Below are 23,042 nucleotides of genomic sequence, written 5' to 3' on the forward strand. Positions count from 1 at the left end.
CGGCGCAGCGGGAGCACGGTGATCATCCGGCGCGTCACCGGGGCGTTCGGCAAAGGCCGGGCCCCAGCCGTCAGGGACTTGACATGTGGATCTACGAGACGTCTCCTGGAAAGAGACGAAGTGGATTGCGGCGCAGGCTGATCGAGGCACGCCGCACCCGCACTCGGGTTGAACCAGCGTCCACCGGCATCCGGAGGCTGCTGATGGCAACCTATGAATATCTATGCAGCCGCTGTGGGTCTTTCGACGTGAAGTTGGCGATCGGGACGGCGCCCAAGAGATATGGCTGCCCTGTCTGCGCAGGTGCCGCGAGACGCGTGTACTCCGCGCCCGGCCTTTCGATTGCCTCGCACGCGGTCTCCGCCCTCCACGACCAGGAGGAGCAGGCCCGTGAGGCCCCGGCAGTGGTCTCCGAGGTGCCGCCGGGCAGGAAGGTGCCAAGGCGCCCGCATCCCGCGCTCTCCCGGTTGCCGCGCCCCTGAGGGCGGTGGTCGGCCAGGCAGAACGTCGCAGGCGGGATTCGCCGATTCCGTCCCCCACGCGGACTGAGGAGGTGCGTCCCCGTGGGTAACGTGGGACTGCTCTTTGTCGGTGCGGTGCTCTTCCTCAACGGAATGCTGTTGCTCGGGAAGGTCGATGGCCGGGCTGCAGCGGTGTTCAACCTTTTCGTAGGCGCACTACAGGTGCTGACACCGACCTACCTCATCATCGCCGCCGCTGGTGACCCCACCGAGATCCTGGCGGTATCCGGCATTTATCTGTTCGGCTTCACCTACCTCTACGTAGGTATCGGACTGCTCGCCGGTCTCGACACCACCGGCGTCGGCTATTACTCGTTGTTCGTGGCAGTCGCGGCCCTGGGATACTCGTTCGCCAACTTCCATCTCCTGAAGGACTCCCCCTTCGGCGTCATCTGGCTCTACTGGGCATTCCTGTGGTTCCTGTTCTTCCTGCTGCTCGGTCTCAAGTTGGACAGCCTCACCACCTATACGGGCTATGTCACGGCGATCGAGGGCTGGGTCACCGGTGTGATTCCCGCAGCGCTGCTGCTCTCCGGCTACTGGTTGCACCCCACCGAGACCGCCCTCGCACTCGCGGCCTTCGGCGTGGTGGTGTTCGTGGCGCTGTGGCCGCTCACCCGGAAGTCGCGGCAGAAGCCCCCAGCGGCCCCGGAGGCCGAAAGCGTGGGCGCACCAACGTGACCGCATCAGAAATGAGGAGCTGTCATGCCCGAAATTGTCTTCACAGTGGACCAGAGCAAGTCGATGCGTGACCAGGACGTCCCCGGGCACAACAGGTGGCACCCGGACATCCCCGCCGTCACCATGGTGAAGCCGGGAGCGGAATTCCGCATGGAGTGCCGCGACTGGACCGACTGCCAGATCGGCAACAACGACTCCGCCAACGACGTACGCAACATCGACCTGACCATCCCTCACATGCTCAGCGGCCCGATAGGCGTGGAGGGCGCCGAACCCGGCGACCTGCTCGTCGTCGACATACTCGACCTCGGCCCCGTGCCGCAGCAGACCGGCGACGCGGCGGGCCAGAGTTGGGGCTACACCGGCATCTTCGCCAAGGCCAACGGAGGAGGCTTCCTGACGGACTACTTCCCGGACGCCTACAAGGCCATTTGGGACTTCCACGGCCAGCAGGCAGTCTCCCGCCACCTTCCCGGGATCCGCTTCACCGGGATCACCCACCCCGGGCTGTTCGGAACAGCCCCGTCCACCGAGATGCTCGCCCGCTGGAACACCCGCGAGAAGGCGCTGATCGACACCGACCCCAACCGGGTCCCGCCACTCGCCGTACCGCCGGACAGCTCCCATGCGCTCGCCGGCACGGCCACCGGAGACCTCGCCACCCGCATCGCCGCGGAAGGCGCGCGTACGGTCCCGGCCCGCGAGAACGGAGGCAACCACGACATCAAGAACTTCACGCGCGGTTCACGGGTCTTCTACCCCGTATACGTCAAGGACGCCAAGCTCTCCGGAGGCGATCTGCACTTCAGCCAGGGCGACGGTGAGATCACCTTCTGCGGCGCCATCGAGATGGGCGGCTTCATCGACTTCCACGTCGAACTGATCAAGGGCGGCATGGAGACGTACGGCATCACCACCAACCCCGTCTTCATTCCGGGCAACGTCGAGCCGCGGTACACGGAGTTCCTCACCTTCATCGGGGTCTCCGTCGACCACGACACGGACACGAACTACTACCTGGACGCGACGCTGGCCTACCGCCGTGCCTGCCTCAACGCCGTCGAGTACTTCAAGAAGTTCGGCTACAGCGGAGAGCAGGCCTACCTGCTGCTCGGCTCCTCGCCCATAGAGGGACGCATCAGCGGCATCGTCGACATTCCCAATGCCTGCTGCTCGCTGTACGTACCCACCGCCATGTTCGACTTCGACGTCCGCCCCTCCACTGCGGGCCCGATGAAGGCCGACCGCGGCCAGTGCGCGGTGGCGAGCGCCTGACCGGATCGCCGGGAGCCCCGCAGCCCCGGAGGACTGCGGGGCCTTACCCGGCTGGGGCGATGATCGGGGCGATGGCCGGGAAGGGCTGCGACAGGTGTGCGACCCCGCTGTCAGTGGGGATTCCTACACTGATCGGGATGCCCTTCGCACAGGCCGTGCGGGGGCGCGCGCCCGGGGGGAGGGAGCAGCAGATGGTGCTGCGGCAGGACTTACGACCACAGCGTTCCGGAGCGGCCGACCGCGCGCCCGTGCCGGACCCCGGTCCGCTCTCCGACGACGCCCCGCGGGCCCTTGCCCCGTCCCGGCTGCTCCCCTGGCTGGGGCGGCTGGGCGTTCCTGCCGCCGCATTCGCGGTGTTCCAGGCGCTGTTGGGGATCCTTCCGCAGAATCTCGCGGGTGAGGCGGCGCGCTACTGCGTGGCGGCGACCGCCGGCGTCGGCGTCGGCGCCGTGGTGTGGCTGGCGGCGGCCCTGCTGCGGGCGCGCGGCGCGGCCGCCTCCGCCGTGCCCCCGCCCGTCCCCGTGCCCTCCCCCGCCGGGTCGCTGCCCGAGCTGGTGGACGGCACCTACCAGGCGCTGCGGCGCGGTCTCGCGGTGATCGAGGTGCCCGGCCGTGGACCGCTCACCGGCTGGCCGCACTCCCTCGCGGAGAGCGAGCCGCCGGTGCATCCGACGGCGTTCGGCACGGCGTACGGGCTGCATCTGCTGCTCGACATCGCGCCGTACGACGGCCGTATACGGGCCGGTGAGGTGGCCGAGACGCTGTGGCGGCTGCGGCTTCCCGGCGGCGGGTGGGCCGCCCGTTCCCAGGGCAGCGGGGCCCGCCCCGAGGTATCCGCGATCGTGCTGGGTGCGCTGGCGCGGGCCGGTGCCGATCCCCGGCTGCTGGAGGCCGAAATACGCTCCTGCGAGGTGCTGTGGGACCCGGGCCATGACGCGTCGGGGCTGGCGAACACCTACGTGGTCACGAATGTGCTGCGCGGGCTGCTGCGGGCGGCGCCCGGGGCCACCGCGCTGGGCGGACTGCGCGAGGTGCTGGTCAACGGCGCCACGGCCGATCCGGCACGCGGCCACCATCGCTGCTGGGGCGCGGCGCTGGCCACCGGCCACGGCAATCCGGCGCCGTCCGCGGTGCACACCGCCCGGGCGGTGGTGGCGCTGGACCGGGCCGCACGGGTGCTGGGCGAGGACGAACGGCAGCGCACGGTGCGCGAGGAAGGGCTGCGCTGGCTGCTGGCCGGACCGGAGGCGCCCGGGGGCGGCGCCACCGATCTCCAGAACTGCCAGGAGGAGGTACGGCGCCCGGTCCAGGAGGATCCCCTGCATCAGGAGCTGCTGTCCGTACGGCACTTCGCGGCAGCGTGGGTGGCCCGTGCGCTGATGACGGACGGTGCCCGGCAGGTGGCGGCCGAGGAGGTGGGGCTGCCGGTGTGGGAGGCGCAGCTGACCGCTGCCGTGGCGCGGGTGCACGGGATGCAGCAGGGCGGGGTGTGGCGGTGGGACGACGGTCCCATGGGCCACCCGGTGTGGATGGCGTATCAGGGCCTGTCGGTGCTGCGGCGGTATGCCCTGATGGTCTGCCGGCCGTGAGGCGGGCCGGGTTCCGAGGAGCGGGGCGGCGAGGTGATGTCCCCGGGCCGGTGCGGTTCAGAAGCCCGGTGTGGTGGGGCCAGGGGGACAGTGCCGGGTAAGGGACAGTGCGGGCCGGGGGGGCAGGGCGCGGGACCAGGGGGTCGGAGAAGGGGAGTCGGAGATGCAGGTCGAGGAGGCCCGGCGGCTGCTGGTGGAATGGCTGGGCGGCGGGCCGGAACCGCCGTCGCCCGAGTCGGCGCGCGAGGTGATCGCCCAGCTGGCGCACCCCGGCACGCTCGGTCCGCTGGTGCGCCGATTATCCGTCGGTGATCTGGAGCTTGCGGAGTGCATCCGGCTCTCGTACCGCCATGTGCTGGGCTTCGACAAGCTGTTGCTGCTGCCCGGCGCGCCCCGGTTCATGCTGCGGGTCCACTTCTGGCACGGCACGGCCGGCGCGGTCTCCGAGGACATCCACAATCACCGCTGTGCGATCGCCTCGGCGGTGGTGCGCGGCAGCGTACGGATGGAGTGCTACCAGCCTGCCGCGGACGGCGTGCCCGCGATCGCCTACCGGGAGTCCATCGACGGCCCCGGCGGGGCGTGGCGCCTGCGGCGGGTCGGCGAGGCACGGCTGCGACTGCTGCACTCGGAGCGGTACGGCGCCGGGCGGAGCTACGGCCTGGCCGCCCGCACGCTGCACCGGGTGGTGAGCGAGGAGCCGACGGTGACGCTGTTCCTGGAGACCGCCCCGCAGCGGTCGGTGACCGATGTCTATGTCAGGAGCCGCGGCCGTGTCAGGGACAGCGGCTCCGTCCTGCACAGCGGCGATGACCCGGGCCGGACCATCGGCCCCGCCCGGGTCGTCGGTGAAGTCAGGGCCGCCCGCGCCGAGCGCGCGGATCCACCGCCCAAGACTCCGCTGCCGCCGGCCGTTTACCTTGCCGAACTCGACGCTCTGGCAGAGTCTTTGGGCTACTGAAAGGGGGCGGTCCCGGGCGCCCGAAGCGGGCCGTCACGGCGTGGAGCCCGGCGGTGTCCAGCCGGCCGCCGAGCGCCTGGCGGATCACCGTGAGGTTGTAGGCGTCCACCCCGGCCTCGGTCAGCTCGGCGGGCCGGACCCAGCGATAGGCCTGGTCCGCGCTGGGCAGTACGACATCCAGCGTGAGCGGGCGGACGACGAAGTTCTCCTGATGGTTGTGGACGCGGCGGCCCTGGTAGTCGCTCAGGAAGCTGGTCGAGCCGGTGTGCGCGACGATCGTGCCGAGGAGCCCGGTCTCTTCCTTCAACTCCCGCAGGGCGCCGCTCTCGGCGGACTCCCCACGATCGAGCTTCCCGCAGGGCACCCCCCAGGCACCGGGCAGAAATCGCTCGCGGTAGCTACGGCGCACGATCAGCACGCGGGCGTGGTGCACCACCACCGCCGCGGCCAGATAAGTGTCGGCTGCAATCTGATGCATCGGACTTCTCGCAATCCGAAGAGACGGGCGTCAGGCCCGTGGCGGACGTCCACCGTACCGGCGATGAATCAACGGCGGACCGGTTCCGGAGTACCCGGCGGGCCACCTGGCCCATGAGGTCCCGACGGACCGGCGGGCCGGCGTCTTCGCCCTCCGGGTCACCGGGATCCCTCGGGGCGAGAAGCCCCGCGGACCGAGGCGCGCGACGTCGAGGAGATCACCTGCCACCTCCGGGGGAGCAGCTCCCCCGCACATCAACTTCCCGAACCGCAATGGCGGTTGATCGGCACGGGAAGGCCGTTGTCAGTGGCCGGGGCTACGGTCTGCAGCATGGATGTACGAGGGAAGTCGATCGTGCTCATCGGCCGCTTCGAGGGCTTGCGCCAGGACGAGGCGCAGCGACGGCTGGAGGAGCTGGGTGCCCGGGTGACGGGTTCGGTGACCGGCCGGACGGAACTGGCGTTCGTGGACCGCCTCCACTACAACGACGGGAAGAAGCTCCAGGAGGCACGAAGGCGCAGCATCCCGATATTCGACGACGAGGCGCTACGGGCCCTGCTCGCCGATGAGGACGCCCCCGACCGCGACGAGCCTCAGGCCAGGGCGGTGTCGGATCTGGTGGCCCTGCGGGCCCGGCTGCTGAAGCTGGAGCGCGAGCAGGGCATCACCGAGGAGCACCGCGCCGCCACGCGAGAGGTCCGCGCGAGTCAGGGCGCACTCCTTCGCCACCCGTACGGCCACAAGGCGGAGATCAACGACTACGCTCTCAGCCCCTGCGGCCGCTATCTGGCCACCGGCACCTTGACCGGCGACGACTACGGCGGCTCCTTGCAGATCTGGGAAATGGTCACCGGACGCTGTGTCAATGCCATCGGTATTGAGGGCGGCATCGGCCGGCCCGGCTACGAGCGCAGCATCCAATGGTCGGCCGACAGCCGCCGCATCGGCCTCGCCTACAACACCCACCACATCGGTGTCTTCGATCCGTTCAGCCCCTTCCTCGGTTCCGTCACCCTCGCCCGGTGCCTGATCACGGACGGCTCGGCCCGGCCGGTGCCCTGGGCGCTGGCGCCCGACGGGAATCAGGTCTTCGTGAATTCCGGGACCCCGTGCGAGGTGGGCGGCTGCATCGTCCCCATGGAGAGCGGCGAGTTGCACTGGGCGTCCCGTGACGCCACACCCGGGCACCCGTTCATGCTCGCCGGCAGGCTCCGGGAGGATCTGCGGACCGAGGAGATGGACGCGCACGACGACGTCACGCTCCAGGCCGACGGCTGGGTCCGCTGGTCACGGGACGGCACCCGGTTGCAGGCGCAGGGCGGGAGCAGGGGCCACACGGAGGCATTCGTCATCGACGTCTCGTCCGGGCAGGTGAGCTGGCTGGCCGCAATCGGCGAGCTCGCCGCCTGGAGCCCGGATGACCGGCTGCTGGCGCACTACGACAAGGGGCTGTGCTTCCTCGACGCGGTGACCGGCAAGCCGAACGGGAAGGGGACCCGGCACCAAGGCGTTTCGGCGCTGCAATGGGGCATGCAGGGCGATGTACCGCGGCTGGCGGCCCTGGTGGGCGAGGGCAACGCCTCCGGGGCACAGCCAGGTGTCCTCATCTATGACGAGGACCGGTTCCGCTACCGCCTCGATGTCACGCCGGTGGAAGAGGGCATGGTCTACGCCGACTCCTGGGCCTGGGCCCCGTCCGGCGACGCGGGTGCCTGGCTCACGGCCGACGGGCGGGTGGAGGTCTGGTCGCTGGACGGGGACGAGCCGCAGCGGTTGCGCACCTGGGACGTCCCGTCCGAGACCGGTGTGCTGCTGTGGGGCGCCGACGATGTCCTGGTCGCGATGAGCCCCACCACCCTGCGGTTCCTGCGGGCCGGATCCGGCGAGATCCTCGGCGACTTCACCTTCCTCCACACACCGCGGGGCCCGAAGCCGTTGGGAAACAACTACTGGTTCTTCGCGAGGAGGCACTTCGCGCCGGATGACGCGGCATGGTGCGCATTGTTCGAGGAGGGTGTGGTGATCGCTCCGGACGGCCGGGGGGCGGAGTCATTGGACAAGGTTCTCGCCTGGACCGTGGATGAGCGTCTGGCCTGGCCGGTGCGCTGGGGAGAGCTCGCTGTCGTACCGGACGCCCGGAGCGCGGGCTACGCTCTCGGGGACGCGCCGAACGGCGAGTGGCTGCGTGAATACTGGGACAGGATCTAGGTGTGTTGTCCGGGCAGTTTCGTTGCCCCATCTGATCGTTGGAGAGCCTCGGTTGATCGTTGGAGAGCCTCGGTGGTCCCGGTGTGCACTGTCACCAGGACAGGGGGCTCCCCAGTTCCGCAGCTCGCGCTGATCAGGTGGTGCCTGGTGGTGGCGACACCAGGTTCAGCAGACACTGCCGGTCATCGCGCCGGGCCGTCAGGCTGGCTGTCATGACTCGACGTACCACTTTGATCACCGGCGCCACCCAGGGAATGGGCCGCGGCCTCGCGCTCGATCTCGCCGCCCGCGGTGGCACCGTTCTGCTGCACGGCCGTGACCGTGGCCGTCTCGACAAGGTGGCGGCCGAGGTACGAGCCGCCGCCCCCGAGGCCACCGTCCGTACCTACCTCGCGGATCTGGCCGATCTCGATGAGGTGCACGCGATGGCCGACCGCATCCGGGCGGCGGAACCCCGGATCGACGGTGTGATCAACAACGCCGTTGCGGGCGGCGGCGCCGAGCCGCTCCGGCGCGAGGTGAGCCGGCAGGGCCATGAGCTGCGGTTCGCGGTGAATCACCTCGCCCCGTACGCCCTCACCCGTGCGCTGCTGCCACTGCTGACCGCCTCGGCGCCGGCCCGCGTGGTGAACGTCGCCTCGATCGGGCAGGAGGCCATCGACTTCGACAACGTCATGCTGGAGCGGGACTACGAGGGGCTGCGCGCCTACTGCCGGAGCAAGCTCGCCCTGATCATGGCGACCTTCCATCTGTCCGACGAGCTGGCAGGCACCGGTGTCACGGTCAACACGCTCCATCCGGCCCATCTGATGGACACCGACGGGGTGCGCGCGTACGGCCTGACTCCGGTCATCGGCATCGAGGAGGGGGTCCGCCCGACGGTCCGGCTGCTGCTCGACCCGGATCTCGCCACCACCACAGGCCGCTACTTCGACCGGTTCACCGACACCCGGGCACACGCCCAGGCCTACGACACCGAGGCCCGGGAGCGCCTGATGAAGCTGACGCACATCCTTATCGACCGGGATGTGCAGGCCGGGTGACCTCGGGGCCCCTGAGCGGCCCGCCCGGCGCTCACCTGAACCGGCGGATCTGCCGCGCCTTGGCTGTGATGAAGGGCGGGTAGGCGGCCCGCACGGTGTCGGGGAAGAGGGGTTTGTCGAGCACGGCCTTGGCGTTGCTGAACGTCTCGACCGAGTCACGCCCGTGCAGCGACCGAGGCCGTTCTCGCCGGCCACGCCGAACGGCGGTCCGGGGACGGTGAGATGGGCGTTGGGCCGCCCGAAGCCCACCGCGCCGGAGGAGGTTTCGGTGAGCAGCCGCCGTCCGGTCCGCCGGTCGGGAGTGAAGGCCGGCTCGGTACGCCCCCTCACCTTCGGCGGGACCCGGTCGGTACGGACCCCCGGTGGGCGGGGAGATCTACAGCGACGCCGCTGAGGTGCACGTGGCTCCGTTCGAGTCGCTGACGGTGTCGCTGTACTTCGCACGGCCGGCCGGACCCGCCTCCTTCCATGCCCAGGCCTACGCCACGACCTACCGCGCCGCGGGTGACCGGCTCGCCGCGGCCGATTCCGCCGCGAAAGCCGGACCACACCCGGTTCGGTCTGACCGTGACCGCCCAGGGCGCAAGGGTGTGGCTGGACGACCCGGCCGACTCCGGGGCCCTTTGATGTGGGATCCCACATCGCGTGGCCGAATCTCACGGTGCTGCCCGCGGGGCTCGATCAGGTATCAGCGGCGGGTTTCGACCTTCAGGTCGCCGCGGGTCAGCGTCCAGGTCGTTTCGCGGGCGAGCATGTCGTGCGGGAAGCCGAGTCCGATCGCTCCTGCCTTGTCGAGGCGGGCCAGTTGGGAGGCGGTGAAGTCGGTCTCCAGGGCGCCCAGATTGCCCTCCAGCTGCGCGGGGGTGCGGGCGCCGATGACCGGTGCCGTCACGCCCGGGTTCTGCAGGGTCCAGGCCAGCCCGACCTGGGCGGGTGTGCGGGCCAGCTCCGTGGCGACCTCCGTCACGACATCCACGATGGCGAGGTTACGGTCGGTGAGCGCACCGTTGGCGATGGTGACGCTCTTGCGGGTGCCGTCGTCGAATGCCACGTTCGGCGCGGTCAGGTCGTGGCGGCTGTACTTGCCGGTGAGCACCCCGCCGGCCAGCGGTGACCACGGGATCACCCCCAACCCCATCTCGCGTGCCATGGGGATCAGGTCACGTTCCCCGGTGCGCTCGATCAGGTTGTATTCGATCTGCAGCGCGACCAGCGGCGACCAGCCGCGCAGGTCGGCGATCGCCTGCATGCGTGACACCTGCCAGGCCGGGGCATTGGAGATCGCGACGTACAAGACCTTGCCCTGCCGGACCAGATCATCCAGGCCGCGCAGGATCTCCTCGACCGGCGTCGTGAAATCCCACAGGTGCAGGTAGAGCAGATCGATGTAGTCCGTATTCAGCTGTCGCAGACTGGCTTCCACCGACGCGAACAGGCTCTTGCGGTGAGGGCCCCCGGAATTCGGATCGCCGGGCCGGCGCAGCGTCGAGTATTTCGTTGCCAGCACCAGGCTTTCGCGGTGGTCGCGGGTGAATTCGCCCAGCAGTCGCTCGGAGCTGCCATTGGTGTAGGTGCTGGCGGTGTCGATGAAGTTGCCGCCGCGCTCGACGTAGAGGTCGAACAGCTTGCGCGCCTCGTCCCGCTCGGCGCCCCAGCCCCAATCGGTGCCGAAGGTCGCCGCGCCCAGCGCCAGCGGTGAGACCCGCAGCCCGGAGCGGCCCAGCAGCCGGTAGGTGTCGAGGGTGAGCGACATCGTGTCCTCCTGTGCTTGTGATCCGTTGTCGAAAAACAAGCCTGTGACCGCCGCGAGCCGGGGGTAAGGGAAAGAAGTTCCTGGGAAGACCAGTCCTACCCTGGCTGTTGGATCGAACATGATGACCCGCACCGTGGACACGACACAGGAGTTGGCCGCGTTCCTGCGGACCCGGCGCGAACGCCTGGACCCGCACGATTTCGGCCTGCCGTCGCGTCGGCAGGCCCGGCGGACCCCGGGATTGCGCCGCGAAGAGGTCGCCGAACTGGCCGGGGTCAGCATCGACTACATCGTGCGGCTGGAACAGGGCCGCGGGCTGCGACCCTCAGCGAACGTGGTGGAGGCGCTGGCCCGGGCACTGCGCCTGGCCCCCGACGAACGCGCCTACCTCTTCAACCTGGCCCGGCAGCGCCCTCGCAACGCCGGCAAGCCCGCCACCACTGCCGCGCCGCCGCTGGCCCGGCTGGTCGCCGACCTGTCGCCGCTGCCGGCCATGCTGATGAACCACCGCTACGACATCCTGGCCTGGAACGGCGAAATGGCGAGGCTGCTACTGGATTTCGACACCCTGCCGCCGTCGCGGCGCAATGCGATGTGGCTGTGCCTGATGCATCCGGAGATCCGTGAGTTCTATGTCGACCGCGAACGCGTCGTGCGGGAGGGGATCGCCCACCTGCGCGCTGCGTGGGCCGCGCATCCTGAGGATCAGGCGTTGACCGACCTCATCGCCGAATTCACCACTCATGACGAGGAATTCGCGCGATGGTGGGCCGAGCGAGACATCAAGGTCAACGGCCGCGGGCGCAAGGTGCTGCGTCATCCTGACGCCGGTGTGATCGCAGTGCATTTCGAAGTGCTGATGCCGCTTCAAGATCCGGACCAGCGGTTGGTGATCTACCGCGCCGCGGACGATGAGAGCCAGTCGGCATTGGATCGGTTGTGCGCACCGTGATGTCGGACACTTCGAGCAGACGAAAGGAGTCGGGCCCCTTCGGCGAGACAGCCGGGACAGTCGCCGGCACCGTCATCATGGACCGGTGACCACATGGATGCGCTGCTACTGGGAAACTCCAGGAGCGGGCGTGGAAATGCCACCCCGTCCTAAGAAATGCCACCCCATGCCGAGGGATAGGTGCGGCGGCCACCCCGACCATTGAACTGGCCGCCGCGCATCCGACCTTACCCGCGGGTCACTTACGGGGCCATGACCTGATCACCGACCGGGGTGAGGTATGCGTCACGCCGTACCAGCGCCGCATAGCGGCCCTCGGCGGCGAGCAGCTCGTCATGGGTGCCGCACTCGGCGATCCGCCCGGCGTCCAGCACGACGATCTGGTCGGCGTCGCGGACCGTGGAGAGGCGGTGCGCGATGGTGAGGGTGGTGCGGCCCTCGGACAGCTCGTCGATGGCCTGCTGCACGGCGTGTTCGGTGCGGGTGTCCAGGGCGCTGGTCGCCTCGTCCAGGACGAGGACGGGCGGGTCGCGCAGGATGGTCCGGGCGAGGGCGAGGCGCTGTTTCTCGCCGCCGGAGAAGCGGTAGCCGCGCTCGCCGACGAGGGTGTCGTAGCCGTCAGGGAGGGCGGCGATGTGGTCGTGGATCTGGGCGGCCCTGGCGGCGCGTTCGATCTCCGCGTCGGTGGCGTCCGGCTTGGCGAAGCGGAGGTTGTCGGCGACCGAGGCGTGGAAGAGGTAGGTCTCCTGGGAGACCACGCCGACCGAGCGCGCGAGGGTGTCGAAGTCGAGGTCGCGGACGTCCGTGCCGTCGAGGGTGACCCGGCCCCCGGTCACGTCGTAGAGCCGCGGCACGAGATAGCTCAGGGTGCTCTTGCCGCTGCCGGTCTCCCCGACGACGGCGAGGCTGCCGCCGGCGGGGACGGTCAGATCGATGCCGTCGAGGGTGGGGGCGGCCTCGGGGTCGTAGCGGAACGTCACGTTCTCGAAGCGGACTTCACCACGCGGGGCCGCGATACGGACCGGCTCGGCGGGCTCGGTGATGGCGACCGGCAGATCGAGGTATTCGAAGATGCGCTGGAAGAGCGCGAGCGAGGTCTGCATCTGGACGCCGGTGGACAGCAGGGAGACGGTGGGGCGCAGCAGGCCCTGCTGGAGCGAGACGAAGGCGACCAGGGTGCCGAGGGAGAAGACCGGGCCGCCGAGCTGGAGGACCAGACCGGCCGCCCAGTAGATCAGCGCGGGCATGGCGGCCATGACGATCCCGATGGTGGCCATCCGCCAGCGGCCGGCCATGCTGGCGCGGACCTCCAGGTCGACCAGGCGCTCGGATTCGCCGGCGAAGGTCCGGGTGAGGGAGTCGGCGCGGCCCATCGTGCGGCCGAGCAGGATGCCGCTGACGGAGAGGGACTCGGTGACCATCGCGGACATGGCGGCCATCTGCTTCTGCCGCTGGGTGGTGATCTTCTTGCGTTCGTTGCCGACCCGGCGGCTGATCCAGACGAAGAGCGGAAGCAGCAGCAGGGAGACGACGGTCAGCCGCCAGTCGAGGGCGAGCATGGCGCAGACGGTGGCAACGACGGAGGTCAGGTTGGAGACCAGGGAGGTGGCGGTGGAGGTGACCGTGGCCTGCATACCGCCGATGTCATTGGCGATCCGGGACTGGACCTCGCCAGTACGGGTGCGGGTGAAGAAGGCCAGCGGCATCCGCTGGAGCTTGGCGTAGACCGCGGTGCGCAGATCGTGCATCACACGCTGGCCGACGGTGGTGGACAGCAGGGTCTGCAGCACCCCGAACACACTGGTGACGACAGCGGTGACGATCATGCCGAGGGCGAGCAGGGTCAGCAGTCCGGTGCGCCGGCCGGGGATCGCCACGTCCAGGATCTCGCGGAGGAGGAACGGGGAGGCGACCGAGACCAGGGAGGAGGCGCCGACGAGCAGGCCGACGAGGGCGAGCCGGGCGCGGTAGGGGCGGAAGAGGGCAAGGATCCGCCGCAACTGGACCGGTTTTTCCGGGTCCTTGGGCGGTGGGGTCCACTGGGGTTCGTCGCTGCGCATGGGCTCCTTCGAGGGCGTGCGGACGTCAGGCAGGGGCGTACGGGGAAGCAAGCATCGTGGAGCCTAGCTCATTGTTACCTATGCTCACAATGAATTAAGTCCTGCTGTCCGCTATCCTCGCCGTATGCCCTCCCCCGAGCCGACGGTCAGCACCACGAACCTCGCCGAGCAGCTGGTACGGCTGACCCGCCGGATGCACCGCGCCCAGAAGCACCATCTGGCACACCTGGACATCGCCTTCACCCCCGCGCAGTCCCGGCTCCTGCGGATCGTCGACCACTACCGCGACACCCCGCCGCGGATGGCCGACCTCGCCGAGCGGCTGGAGGTCGTCCCACGGGCGGTGACCACGCTGGTGGATGCGCTGGAGACCCATGGCGCGGTGCGCCGGGTGCCCGATCCGGCCAACCGGCGGGTGATCCGGATCGAGCTCACCGACACCGGCCGTTCCACACTGCGGGCGTTGCGCAGCGCACGGCGGGCCGCGGCGGAGGAGATCCTGGCACCGCTCACCGCCGATCAGCGCGAGGTGCTCGGCGGACTGCTGTCCACCCTGGTCGACGGGCCGGGGGCCCCGCACTGAGCCACGGCCTGTCCGGTGGGCCGGCGCGGGCCCGCGCCGGCCCACCGGACAGGCCCTGACGCCGAGTCAACCGGAGGAGTGCCGCCATGCCCCTGCTGGAGCCGGACCCCGAGACCCTGCGGCCCACCGCCACCGGCGGCCCGGCCCACGACCGGGTGGCCGGCCCGTGGGCGTCCGGCACCCCCGAGCCGCTGCGCGGTGATCTGATCGCGCTGCTCGGCGCGGACAAGGTGCTCCACAAGATCTCCGACCTGGTCCGCTACGCCTCCGACGCCAGCCCGTACCGCTTCGTCCCGCAGGTCGTGGTGGTGGCCGAGGACCTCGACGACATCTCCGCGGTCTTCTCCTACGCGCACGGCAAGGGCCGCGAGGTCGTCTTCCGGGCCGCCGGGACCTCGCTCAACGGCCAGGCGCAGGGCGAGGACATCCTCGTCGACGTCCGCCGGCACTGGACGGGCCTCCAGGTGCTCGACAACGGGGCCCGCGCCCGCATCCGGCCGGGCACCACCGTGCTGCGCGCCAACACCACCCTGGCCCGCTACGGGCGGCTGCTCGGGCCCGATCCGGCCAGCGCCGTCGCCTGCACAGTGGGCGGAGTGGTCGCCAACAACGCCTCCGGGATGACGGCCGGCACCACCCGTAACTCCTACCGGACGCTGGCCTCGGTCACCCTCGTGCTGCCGTCGGGCACGATCGTGGACACCGCGGAACCGGACGCCGACGCCGAGCTGGCGGACGCCGAACCGGCGCTGTGCGCGGGCCTGCTGGCGCTGAAGGCGGAGATCGAGGCGGATCCGGAACTGGTGGCCAGGATCCGCGCCAAGTACGAGATCAAGAACACCAACGGCTACCGCCTGGACGCCTTCCTCGACGGCGCGACCCCGGTGGAGATCCTGCGCGGGCTGATGGTCGGCTCCGAGGGCACCCTCGGCTTCGTGGCCGAGACCGTCTTCGACACCCTGCCGCTGGACCGGTACACCTCCAGTGCGCTGCTGTTCTTCCCGACGCTCGGCGCCGCGGCCGCGGCCGTACCGCGGTTCAACGCGGCGGGCGCGCGGGCCGTGGAGCTGATGGACGGCAACACGCTGCGCGCCTCGGTGCGCGTGGCCGGGGTACCGGCCGACTGGGCGGCGCTGCCCCAGCAGACCACCGCCCTGCTGGTGGAGTTCCGGGCGCCCGACGAGGCCGGCCAGGAAGCGTACGAACGGGCCGCGGCGCGGGTGCTGACGGAACTGGAGCTGGTCGCGCCGGTCCCGTCCGTCACCAATGTCTTCACCCGGGACGCGGGGGCGATCGGCGGCTACTGGAAGGCCCGTAAGGCGTTCGTGACGGCGGTGGGCGGCTCCCGGCCGCCCGGGACGACGCTGATCACCGAGGACTTCGCGGTGCCGCCGGCCCGGCTCGCCGAGGCCTGTACGGCCCTGCTGGAGCTGCAGTCCCGGCACGGTTTCGATGCGGCGGTGGCGGGCCACGCCGCACACGGCAATCTGCACTTCCTGCTCGCCTTCGACGCGGCGAAGCCGGCCGAGGTGGACCGCTACGCCGCGTTCATGGACGAGTTCTGCCGGCTGACCGTCGAGCGCTTCGACGGGTCGCTGAAGGCGGAACACGCCACCGGCCGGAACATCGCGCCGTTCCTGGAGCTCGAATGGGGCCGCCGGGCAACGGAGTTGATGTGGCGGATCAAGGAGACCGTGGACCCGCACGGCATCCTGGCACCGCGCGTCCTGCTCGACCGCGACCCGCGGGCGCATCTGCGCGGGCTGAAGACCATTCCCCGGGTCGAGGCGCGCGCCGACCCGTGCATCGAATGCGGCTTCTGCGAACCGGCCTGCCCGAGCGGGGACCTGACCACCACCCCCCGCCAGCGGATCGTGCTGCGCCGCGAGATGCTGCGTCAGTCGGCCGGCTCCCCCGTCACCACCGAGCTGCTGGACTCCTACGGCTATGACGCGGTGGACACCTGCGCCGGCGACTCGGTCTGCGCACTGGCCTGCCCGGTGGGGATCGACACCGGCGCGCTGATGAAGGACTTCCGGCACCGGCGCCACACTCCGCGCGAGGAGTGGGTCGCCGCGCAGTCCGCCCGGCAGTTCAAGGCCGTCGAGAAGGCGGCGCGGCTGGCGGTGGCCGCCGCCGACCGGATCGGTGACCGGCTGCTGATGTCGGTGACCGGCGCCGCCCGCAGGGCCGTACGCCCCGACCTGGTGCCCGAGTGGCTGCCGCGGATTCCCGGCGCGGCGCCCCGGGCCCGGCCCGCGACCCGGAGGGCGGGAGCGGCCGCGGTCTACTACCCGGCATGTGTGAACCGGATCTTCGGTCCGCCCGCCGGATTTCACGGTCTTCCCCTGCCCGAGGCGATGGTGGCGGTGTCGCGGCGGGCGGGCCGGCCGGTGTGGATCCCGGAGGTGGCCGGTACCTGCTGCGCCACGATCTGGCACTCCAAGGGGTACGAGCGCGGCGCGGCGCTGATGGCCAACCGGATCGTCGAGGCGGCCTGGGGCTGGACGGCCGGCGGGCGGCTGCCGCTGGTGGTGGACGCCTCCTCGTGCACGCTGGGCATCGCCCATGAGGTCGTGCCGTATCTGACGCCCGGCAATCGCACACTGCATGCCGGGCTGACGGTCGTCGACTCGGTCGTCTGGGCCGCCGAGGAGCTGCTGCCCCGCCTGGAGATCGTGCGCACGGTCGGCTCGGCGGTGCTCCATCCCACCTGCGCCATGCAGCACTTGGGCGACGGGACACAGCTGCGCCGGGTCGCCGAGGCCTGTGCGCGGGAGGTCGTGGTGCCGGACGACGTGGGCTGCTGTGCGTTCGCCGGTGACCGCGGGATGCTGCACAAGGAGCTGACCGAGTCGGCCACCGCGAAGGAGGCGGCCGAGGTGACCGCCCGGCACTTCGACGCGCATCTGTCGGCCAACCGGATGTGCGAGGTCGGAATGGACCATGCGACGGCGGGCCGGGGCTACTACTCGGCCCTCCAGGCGCTGGAGTTGGCCACCCGGCCCGCTTGAGGGGCGTGCGGTGCGGTACGGGGCCCGGCGGCGGGTGCGGAACGGCCGGCGTCCCGCACCCGCCGGGGGCCGAACGTCCGCCCGGCGGGTGTGGCAGCGCGCCGGTCAGCGCGTGCGGTGCAGCGCCACCGCTCCCTTGGCCGGGACCGAGAGCTGTGCCTTCCCGTCGTCTCCCACGGTGACCGTGTGGCCGTCGCACGCGGACGGCGCGGCCGCCACGACATTGCAGTAGGTGCCGGCGGGCAGCGAGGTCGCGAAGGTCTGCTTCAGCTCCGCGTCACCGTTGTTGAGGGCGACGAAGCCCTTGCCGCCGCGGCCGAAGGCAAGGGCGCTGCCGCCGTTGTCCCACCAGTCGGTCAGCTCCGCCGAGCCCACCGCGTTGCGGAAGCCGACCATCCCGGTGATCGCCCGCTTGGCGTGCTGACGGGTCCAGCCGCCGCTTCCGCTGGGCGGTCCGGCGTCCTTGTCGGACCACTCGTAGCCGGAGTGGACGTTCGGCGACCCGTAGGGCGAGGCGAGCATGAAGACATTGGCGAGGGTGTAGGCCGCGCCGTCCTTGTAGGTGAGCGTCGAGCCGTTGCGCTCGGTGTCCCAGTTGTCGACGAAGGTACGGGCCTTGTCGCTGCCGAGCTTGCCGTCCGCGATGGACTTGAGCCGGTCGAGGTTGCCGCCCTGGAAGGCGCTCTTGAGGTGGTGGCCGTAACGGAACTCGTCGACGTCGCCGTTGCCGGTGTACTCCTCGGGCTGCACCGCCTCACCGGCGCCGTGGATGACCTCCTGCACCCAGTAACCGGGGTCGCGCATCGTGCCCTTGATGGCGGCGAGGTCGGCGGCGGAGATGTGCTTGGCGGCGTCCACCCGGAAGCCGTCCACGCCCAGTGACCGCAGGTCGTCGAGGTACTTGGCGATGGTGGTGCGGACGTAGTCACGGCCGGTGTCGAGGTCGGCGAGGCCCACCAGTTCGCAGGTCTGGACGTCATTGCGGTCGCCGTAATCGGAGATGCTCTTGCGGCAGCCGTGGAAGTCCTGGTCCTGGTAGGTGCCGGGGTAGTCGTACTTGGTGTACCGGGTGCCGCCGGTGCCCGTACCGGAGCCGGCCGCCATGTGGTTGATGACGGCGTCGGCGATGACCTTGACGCCCGCGGTGTGGCAGGCGCTGACCATCGAGGCGAACGCGGTCCGGTCGCCGAGCCGTCCGGCAATCTTGTAGCTGACGGGCTGGTAGGAGGTCCACCACTGGTCGCCCTGGATGTGCTCGGAGGCCGGTGAGACCTCGACGTAGCCATAGCCGGCCGGACCGAGCTCATCGGTGCACGCCTTGGCGACGTCCGCGTACTTCCACTCGAACAGCGTGGCGGTGACGGTCTTTTCGCCGGGAGGGGTGGCCTGGGAGGACCACGGCGCGAAGGTGGCGAGGCCGGCCGCGGCCAGCACTCCGGCCAGCGCCCCGCCCAGCACACGGGAACGTTGCTGCATCTTGCGGCTCCTTGGTCATGGGGCGCGGCAGCGCGCACCGCGCCCACGAGAGCAGCCACGCGCCGGGCCGTCGTGGGGGGATTTCCGTACCGGAGCCTGCCGTTTGCCTTGTGGACACGTCAAGGCTTTCTGCAAGGCTTTTCAGTGACTTGCGAAAGGTGCTGGCGGTGGCGCGTCCGGTCTTGCCGCCATGGGTCCGGTAATACGGCAAAGAGTCCAAGCGTGCCGTAACAAGAGTCCAATCGGCCCTCTTGTGCCTCAGGCCTCCGGCCGACAGGGTCCTGACCGAGGTTCACGTAGGCCCCGGCAGACCACCGCTCCTGGAGGACCGATGAACGAGGCACCATCGCAGAACGACGACCACAACGAGGCGGGGCCGAGCCGCCGTTCGGTCCTGTGGACCGCCGGTGCGGCGGGCGCCGGCCTGGGGCTCGGCGGCCTCTCGGCCGGATCGGCCGCCGCCGCCGGAACCGCGACGGCCGCCGCCTCCCCCCGCGCCACGGGCCGGACGATGATCGGGGTGCCGTTCGAGCGGCGCAGCACCGTACGCGTCGGCATCATCGGCCTCGGCAACCGGGGCGACAGCATGATCGACCTCTTTCTCGCGGTGCCGGGCGTCCGCGTCGTCGCCCTGTGCGACCCGGTGAAGGAGAAGACCGCCAAGGCCGCCAAGAAGGTCACCACCGCGGGACAGCCGGCGCCCGCCGTCTACACCAACGGCGAGCATGACTTCGAGAACCTCTGCAAGCGCGGCGACATCGACTTCGTCTACGTGGCCACGCCCTGGGACTGGCATTTCGACATGGCGAAGACCGCGATGCTCAACGGCAAGCATGTGGGCGTGGAGTGCCCCCTCGCGCTGCGCCTGGACCAGCTGTGGGAGCTGGTGGACCTCTCCGAGCGCACCCGCAGACACTGTATGCAGCTGGAGAACTGCTGTTACGGCAAGAACGAGATGCGGGTGCTGCGGATGGCCCATGCGGGCCTGTTCGGCGATCTGCTGCACGGCGCCGGCGCATACAACCACGATCTGCGCGGCCTGATGTTCGACCCCGAGTACTACGAGGGGCCCTGGCGCCGGCTGTGGCACACCCGGCTGCGCGGCGACCTCTACCCCAACCACGGCTTCGGCCCGGTCGCCAACTACATGGACATCAACCGCGGCGACCGCGCCGTACGGATCTCCAGCTTCGGTACGCCCGCGCTCGGACTCGCCGCCTACCGCAAGGAGCACATGCCGGCGAACGACCCCAGCTGGAAGGAGTCGTACATCGAGAGCGACCGGACCATCAGCCTCGTACAGACCGCCAAGGGGCGGGTGATCCGGCTGGAGCACGATGTCTCCACTCCGCACCCCTACAGCCGGATCAACAGCCTCGGCGGCACCAAGGGCGTCTTCGAGGACTACCCCGAGCGGATCTATCTGGAGCCGGACCAGAGCAACGACGAGTGGGGCGACTTCAGCAAGTACGCGGAGTGGGACCACTGGCTCTGGAAGGAGCACGCCAACCCGCCCGGCGGGCACGGCGGCATGGACTACATGCTGGTCTTCCGGCTGATGCAGTGCATGCGGCTGGGCCTCGTACCGGACTTCGACGTCTATGACGCGGCGACCTGGACCGCACCGGTGCCGCTGAGCGATCTGTCGATCAAGGCGAAGGGCGCCCCGCAGGAGATTCCCGACTTCACCCGCGGACTGTGGAAGAAGGCGCGGCCGGGGATGGATTCGAAGAAGCCCGAGGAGTAGGAGCCGGGTGCGCTCCGGGCCCGGCGGCGGCCGCGCGCCGGCCGGGCCCACCGCCTCAGGTGTCTCGGGGCGGGGCGGCCGCGGCGCCCGGTTCGGCCACCGCTTCGGGCGGTGTGTGCGGCCCGGATTCCGCCCGCTGGGACACCCGGTCCTGCTCCGCCGGCCCGTCGGCCGGGGCGGAAGCCGGCTCTTCACCGTTCATGACCTTCTTCGCCGTCACCCGGTCCAGTGCGCCCTCCCAGCGGGAGACCGCGAAGACCGCGACACAGTTGCCGAGCAGGTTGGTCGCCACCCGCATCGAGTCCATGATCCGGTCGACGCCGAGCAGCAGGGCGACCGCGGAGGCCGGGACGACCCCCAGCGCGGAGGCCGTCGCGGACAGCGCGAGGAACGCCGAACCCGGTACACCCGCCATGCCCTTGCTGGTCAGCATCAGTACCAGCACCACGGTGATCTGCTGACCGAGCGACAGATCGACGCCGATGGCCTGCGCGATGAAGAGCGTGCCGATGGAGAGGTAGATCGAGGCGCCGTCGAGGTTGAAGGAGTAGCCGGTCGGCAGCACCAGGCCCACCGCGTCGTCCCGGCAGCCCGCGGCCCGCAGCTTCTGCATCATCCGCGGCATCACGGTCTCACTGGAGCCGGTGCCGAGCGCCAGCAGCAGCTCCTCGCGGGTGTAGCGGACGAACCTCCACAGGCTCAGCCCGGTGACGGCCTTGAGGGCACCCGCGAGCAGGACCAGGAAGGCCAGCGCGACGCCGTAACAGACCGCGATCAGCTTGCCGTACGTCGACATCGCGCCCAGGCCGTACTCCCCCACCAGGTGGGCGGTGGCACCGAGGACCGCGAGCGGGGCGAGCCTCATGATGAAGCCGACGACGGTGAACACCACGTCCTGGGCCTGCTCGATCAGCGGCAGGATCTGCGGCACCTTCGTCTGCCCGAGGTGCAGCAGCGCGGCGCCCACCAGGCAGGCCAGTACCAGGACCTGCAGCAGCGAGTTCTCGGCGAAGGCGCCGACCGCGCTGTTCGGCAGCGACTCCAGGACGAACTGGGCGGTGGAGGGCAGCTGTCCGCCGCCCGTCTTGGCATCCACCGCGCCCTTGTCCAGGGACGCCGGGTCGACATGCATCCCGGCACCGGGGTTGAAGACATTGGCGGCCAGCAGACCGGCAACGAGCGCGATGCTGGTCGCCACCTCGAACCAGATCAGGGCCTTGACCCCGATCCGGCCGAAGGCCTTGAGGTCGCCCGCCTTGGTGATGCCGGCGACGACCACACAGAAGACCAGGGGCGCGATCATCGCCTTGATCAGGCGTACGAAGCCGTCACCGAGCGGCTGGAGCGACGTACCCGCCTCCGGCCACAGGCGTCCGACGAGAACGCCGAGGGCCAGGGCGATGAGGACCTGGGTGAACAGGCTGGTGCGCAGGTGACGGCCTGCGCGGCGGGCGAGAGTTCCGGTGGCGTGCGGCACGGGCACTCCTCCATGGACGGATTCTGGGATGCGGAAGTGGACTTCCGCGATCCGCCACTATTGCCGCTTGGTGTTCACCACGAAAGAGGCCGAGGTAACTTCCCCGGAAATCTTGGAGCTTGGTCCAAGGCGGAGCGTGCACCCCGGAGGGATTTGGGCAGGGATGACCGCACTCGCCGCTTTCGCCCCCAGCGGCCGCGCCCGCGCCGGACAGCCCCGTTGCACCCCGTCATGCCCCGTTACGGCCCGCCGAGCCCCTCAGGCCGCAAGGTGCGCCTTGTCCCCCATGACGACGACGGGGTGCCGCGCCGGATCGAGGGCGCGCAGCAAGGCCCGCATCCCGGACTTCGAAACGCTGACGCAGGCGGACGTGCCGCTGCCGTGGTCCAGATGCAGCCAGACCCCGCCACCCTTGGACTGCCCCTGCGGCCGGGTCGGGTCCAGCGGGGAGGTCCCCTTGACGCGGTTGTAGTTGATCGCAACGACATGGTCGAAGTCGTGACGGGTGTTCTTGGCCCAGTACGACGGCGGGGTGAACGCCGAGGAGTGCGTATAGGGCAGCTTGGCGCCGGGGTCCGGGAGCACACCGCCCGCATCCGTCAGTGTGAATACGCCGACGGGGCTGCGCTTGTCCCCTTCGTGATGATTCACCGTCCAGCCGCGCCGGCCGTTGTGCGCGTCCCAACTTCCCTTGCGGTCCCAGCCGTTGGCGCCCTTGTCGTAGAGGACGACGGTGGCGTCGGCGGAGTTCACGCCCGCGCCGTAGACCGCCACGACCTGCCGGGAAGCGGCCGGAATCCGGGACCGCAGGGCCGGGCCGACCTCGGGGATGTGCTGGAGGTGGGTGGTGGACGACCCGCCGCGGGCCGGGCCGCCGGGGCGCTCCCCCTTCGCCGCACCGTCGTCCTTGCCACCGCCGTCCCGGCTGCCGCCCGCACCGCCGCCGCAGCCCGCCAGAAGAACCAGCCCCGCCACGGCCACCGCCGCCGTCCGCCTCGCCCTGCCCGCTGTCCGCATGACCCCCATGGTCCCACCCTGGGCCTGACGGCCGTTCAGCGCCCGCCCCGCCCCGCACCGGCCGCCGCATGATTGTCCGAATCATGTGGTCACAGCGGAAAAACCGTTTGAAATCAGCCCAGTCCGCGGGCCAATCTTCCAAGACCTCCACCGACGACGAAACGCGCGGGAGGGGCATTTCGCCTGCCGGGACGGCCTCCTGCCGCC

General features: G+C 70.3%; 17 protein-coding genes and 1 pseudogene. 11 read left to right on the forward strand and 7 right to left on the reverse strand.

Features of this window, described 5'->3' with window-relative positions; translation table 11 throughout:
• The first annotated feature begins 203 nt into the window (after positions 1-203).
• From SLV14N_RS38940 to SLV14N_RS05125, 5 genes are all read left to right on the forward strand, one after another.
• On the forward strand, positions 204-482 hold the full coding sequence (locus tag SLV14N_RS38940; RefSeq protein WP_208687706.1) for an FmdB family zinc ribbon protein: 279 nt from the start codon (positions 204-206) through the stop codon (positions 480-482).
• Between the two features lie 81 nt (positions 483-563).
• Entirely contained in the window at positions 564-1,202 is a 639-nt protein-coding gene (locus tag SLV14N_RS05110) for an AmiS/UreI family transporter (RefSeq protein ID WP_208679926.1), read from the forward strand.
• A gap of 24 nt (positions 1,203-1,226) precedes the next feature.
• The gene (gene fmdA, locus SLV14N_RS05115) at positions 1,227-2,477 is read left to right on the forward strand and encodes a formamidase (protein ID WP_208679927.1); all 1,251 of its coding nucleotides are present in this window, start codon (positions 1,227-1,229) and stop codon (positions 2,475-2,477) included.
• 137 nt (positions 2,478-2,614) lie between these two features.
• Positions 2,615-4,066, forward strand: a complete 1,452-nt coding sequence (locus SLV14N_RS05120; RefSeq protein WP_263268296.1) for a hypothetical protein — start codon at positions 2,615-2,617, stop codon at positions 4,064-4,066.
• A gap of 163 nt (positions 4,067-4,229) precedes the next feature.
• Positions 4,230-5,027 carry a hypothetical protein gene (locus SLV14N_RS05125; protein WP_263268297.1) on the forward strand — a complete coding sequence of 266 codons (798 nt, stop codon included), beginning with the start codon at positions 4,230-4,232 and terminating at the stop codon, positions 5,025-5,027.
• Here SLV14N_RS05125 and SLV14N_RS05130 read toward each other — a convergent pair.
• On the reverse strand, positions 4,921-5,505 hold the full coding sequence (locus SLV14N_RS05130) for an NUDIX hydrolase (protein WP_317633695.1): 585 nt from the start codon (positions 5,503-5,505) through the stop codon (positions 4,921-4,923). The two genes, SLV14N_RS05125 and SLV14N_RS05130, sit on opposite strands and share 107 nt — an antisense overlap.
• Before the next feature lie 330 nt (positions 5,506-5,835).
• On the opposite strand from SLV14N_RS05130, the gene SLV14N_RS05135 reads away from it, so the two are divergent.
• Positions 5,836-7,713, forward strand: a complete 1,878-nt coding sequence (locus tag SLV14N_RS05135; RefSeq protein WP_263268298.1) for a WD40 repeat domain-containing protein — start codon at positions 5,836-5,838, stop codon at positions 7,711-7,713.
• 212 nt (positions 7,714-7,925) lie between these two features.
• Positions 7,926-8,756, forward strand: a complete 831-nt coding sequence (locus SLV14N_RS05140; RefSeq protein WP_263268299.1) for an SDR family NAD(P)-dependent oxidoreductase — start codon at positions 7,926-7,928, stop codon at positions 8,754-8,756.
• A 31-nt stretch (positions 8,757-8,787) separates the two neighbouring features.
• Here the strand turns inward: SLV14N_RS05140 and SLV14N_RS05145 are convergent.
• Together SLV14N_RS05145 and SLV14N_RS05150 are read right to left on the reverse strand one after the other, a co-directional pair.
• Positions 8,788-9,044, reverse strand: a pseudogene (locus tag SLV14N_RS05145) (aldehyde dehydrogenase family protein); the annotation flags it as partial.
• Positions 9,045-9,444: 400 nt separating this feature from the next.
• On the reverse strand, positions 9,445-10,509 hold the full coding sequence (locus SLV14N_RS05150; RefSeq protein ID WP_263268301.1) for an aldo/keto reductase: 1,065 nt from the start codon (positions 10,507-10,509) through the stop codon (positions 9,445-9,447).
• Positions 10,510-10,627: 118 nt separating this feature from the next.
• Here SLV14N_RS05150 and SLV14N_RS05155 point away from each other — a divergent pair, with 118 nt between their 5' ends.
• Positions 10,628-11,461, forward strand: coding sequence for a helix-turn-helix transcriptional regulator (locus SLV14N_RS05155; protein ID WP_208679934.1), 834 nt, complete (start codon positions 10,628-10,630; stop codon positions 11,459-11,461).
• Positions 11,462-11,703: 242 nt separating this feature from the next.
• Here the strand turns inward: SLV14N_RS05155 and SLV14N_RS05160 are convergent, their stop codons facing one another.
• Entirely contained in the window at positions 11,704-13,521 is a 1,818-nt protein-coding gene (locus SLV14N_RS05160) for an ABC transporter ATP-binding protein (RefSeq protein ID WP_263268303.1), read from the reverse strand.
• Positions 13,522-13,645: 124 nt separating this feature from the next.
• Between SLV14N_RS05160 and SLV14N_RS05165 the strand changes: the two genes are divergently transcribed.
• On the forward strand, positions 13,646-14,104 hold the full coding sequence (locus tag SLV14N_RS05165; RefSeq protein WP_109894723.1) for a MarR family winged helix-turn-helix transcriptional regulator: 459 nt from the start codon (positions 13,646-13,648) through the stop codon (positions 14,102-14,104).
• A gap of 86 nt (positions 14,105-14,190) precedes the next feature.
• On the forward strand, positions 14,191-17,118 hold the full coding sequence (locus SLV14N_RS05170) for an FAD-binding and (Fe-S)-binding domain-containing protein (RefSeq protein ID WP_263268305.1): 2,928 nt from the start codon (positions 14,191-14,193) through the stop codon (positions 17,116-17,118).
• Positions 17,119-17,223: 105 nt separating this feature from the next.
• On the opposite strand, the gene SLV14N_RS05175 is transcribed toward SLV14N_RS05170, so the two are convergent.
• A complete protein-coding gene (locus tag SLV14N_RS05175) occupies positions 17,224-18,594 on the reverse strand; it encodes an alpha-amylase family protein (protein ID WP_263268307.1) in 1,371 nt (456 codons plus the stop codon).
• A 331-nt stretch (positions 18,595-18,925) separates the two neighbouring features.
• Between SLV14N_RS05175 and SLV14N_RS05180 the strand changes: the two genes are divergently transcribed.
• The gene (locus SLV14N_RS05180; protein ID WP_263268308.1) at positions 18,926-20,341 is read left to right on the forward strand and encodes a Gfo/Idh/MocA family protein; all 1,416 of its coding nucleotides are present in this window, start codon (positions 18,926-18,928) and stop codon (positions 20,339-20,341) included.
• A gap of 55 nt (positions 20,342-20,396) precedes the next feature.
• Here the strand turns inward: SLV14N_RS05180 and SLV14N_RS05185 are convergent, their stop codons facing one another.
• Together SLV14N_RS05185 and SLV14N_RS05190 are read right to left on the reverse strand one after the other, a co-directional pair.
• Positions 20,397-21,818, reverse strand: coding sequence for a cation:dicarboxylate symporter family transporter (locus tag SLV14N_RS05185; RefSeq protein ID WP_263268310.1), 1,422 nt, complete (start codon positions 21,816-21,818; stop codon positions 20,397-20,399).
• A 258-nt stretch (positions 21,819-22,076) separates the two neighbouring features.
• Positions 22,077-22,835 (reverse strand): hypothetical protein, encoded by a 759-nt coding sequence (locus tag SLV14N_RS05190; RefSeq protein WP_263268312.1) that lies wholly within the window; start codon positions 22,833-22,835, stop codon positions 22,077-22,079.
• Positions 22,836-23,042: the final 207 nt, after the last annotated feature.

The organism is Streptomyces sp. Je 1-4 4N24 (assembly GCF_026239515.1).
Lineage (GTDB): Bacteria > Actinomycetota > Actinomycetes > Streptomycetales > Streptomycetaceae > Streptomyces > Streptomyces nigrescens.

Coding starts and splice junctions, on each gene's coding strand:
- SLV14N_RS05140 (WP_263268299.1), top strand. CDS start 7,926: ATGACTCGACGTACCACTTTGATCACCGGCGCCACCCAGGGAATGGGC.
- SLV14N_RS05125 (WP_263268297.1), top strand. CDS start 4,230: ATGCAGGTCGAGGAGGCCCGGCGGCTGCTGGTGGAATGGCTGGGCGGC.
- SLV14N_RS38940 (WP_208687706.1), top strand. CDS start 204: ATGGCAACCTATGAATATCTATGCAGCCGCTGTGGGTCTTTCGACGTG.
- SLV14N_RS05150 (WP_263268301.1), bottom strand. CDS start 10,509: ATGTCGCTCACCCTCGACACCTACCGGCTGCTGGGCCGCTCCGGGCTG.
- SLV14N_RS05130 (WP_317633695.1), bottom strand. CDS start 5,505: ATGCATCAGATTGCAGCCGACACTTATCTGGCCGCGGCGGTGGTGGTG.
- SLV14N_RS05160 (WP_263268303.1), bottom strand. CDS start 13,521: ATGCGCAGCGACGAACCCCAGTGGACCCCACCGCCCAAGGACCCGGAA.
- SLV14N_RS05165 (WP_109894723.1), top strand. CDS start 13,646: ATGCCCTCCCCCGAGCCGACGGTCAGCACCACGAACCTCGCCGAGCAG.
- SLV14N_RS05190 (WP_263268312.1), bottom strand. CDS start 22,835: ATGCGGACAGCGGGCAGGGCGAGGCGGACGGCGGCGGTGGCCGTGGCG.
- SLV14N_RS05135 (WP_263268298.1), top strand. CDS start 5,836: ATGGATGTACGAGGGAAGTCGATCGTGCTCATCGGCCGCTTCGAGGGC.
- fmdA (WP_208679927.1), top strand. CDS start 1,227: ATGCCCGAAATTGTCTTCACAGTGGACCAGAGCAAGTCGATGCGTGAC.
- SLV14N_RS05175 (WP_263268307.1), bottom strand. CDS start 18,594: ATGCAGCAACGTTCCCGTGTGCTGGGCGGGGCGCTGGCCGGAGTGCTG.
- SLV14N_RS05180 (WP_263268308.1), top strand. CDS start 18,926: ATGAACGAGGCACCATCGCAGAACGACGACCACAACGAGGCGGGGCCG.
- SLV14N_RS05155 (WP_208679934.1), top strand. CDS start 10,628: ATGATGACCCGCACCGTGGACACGACACAGGAGTTGGCCGCGTTCCTG.
- SLV14N_RS05120 (WP_263268296.1), top strand. CDS start 2,615: ATGCCCTTCGCACAGGCCGTGCGGGGGCGCGCGCCCGGGGGGAGGGAG.
- SLV14N_RS05170 (WP_263268305.1), top strand. CDS start 14,191: ATGCCCCTGCTGGAGCCGGACCCCGAGACCCTGCGGCCCACCGCCACC.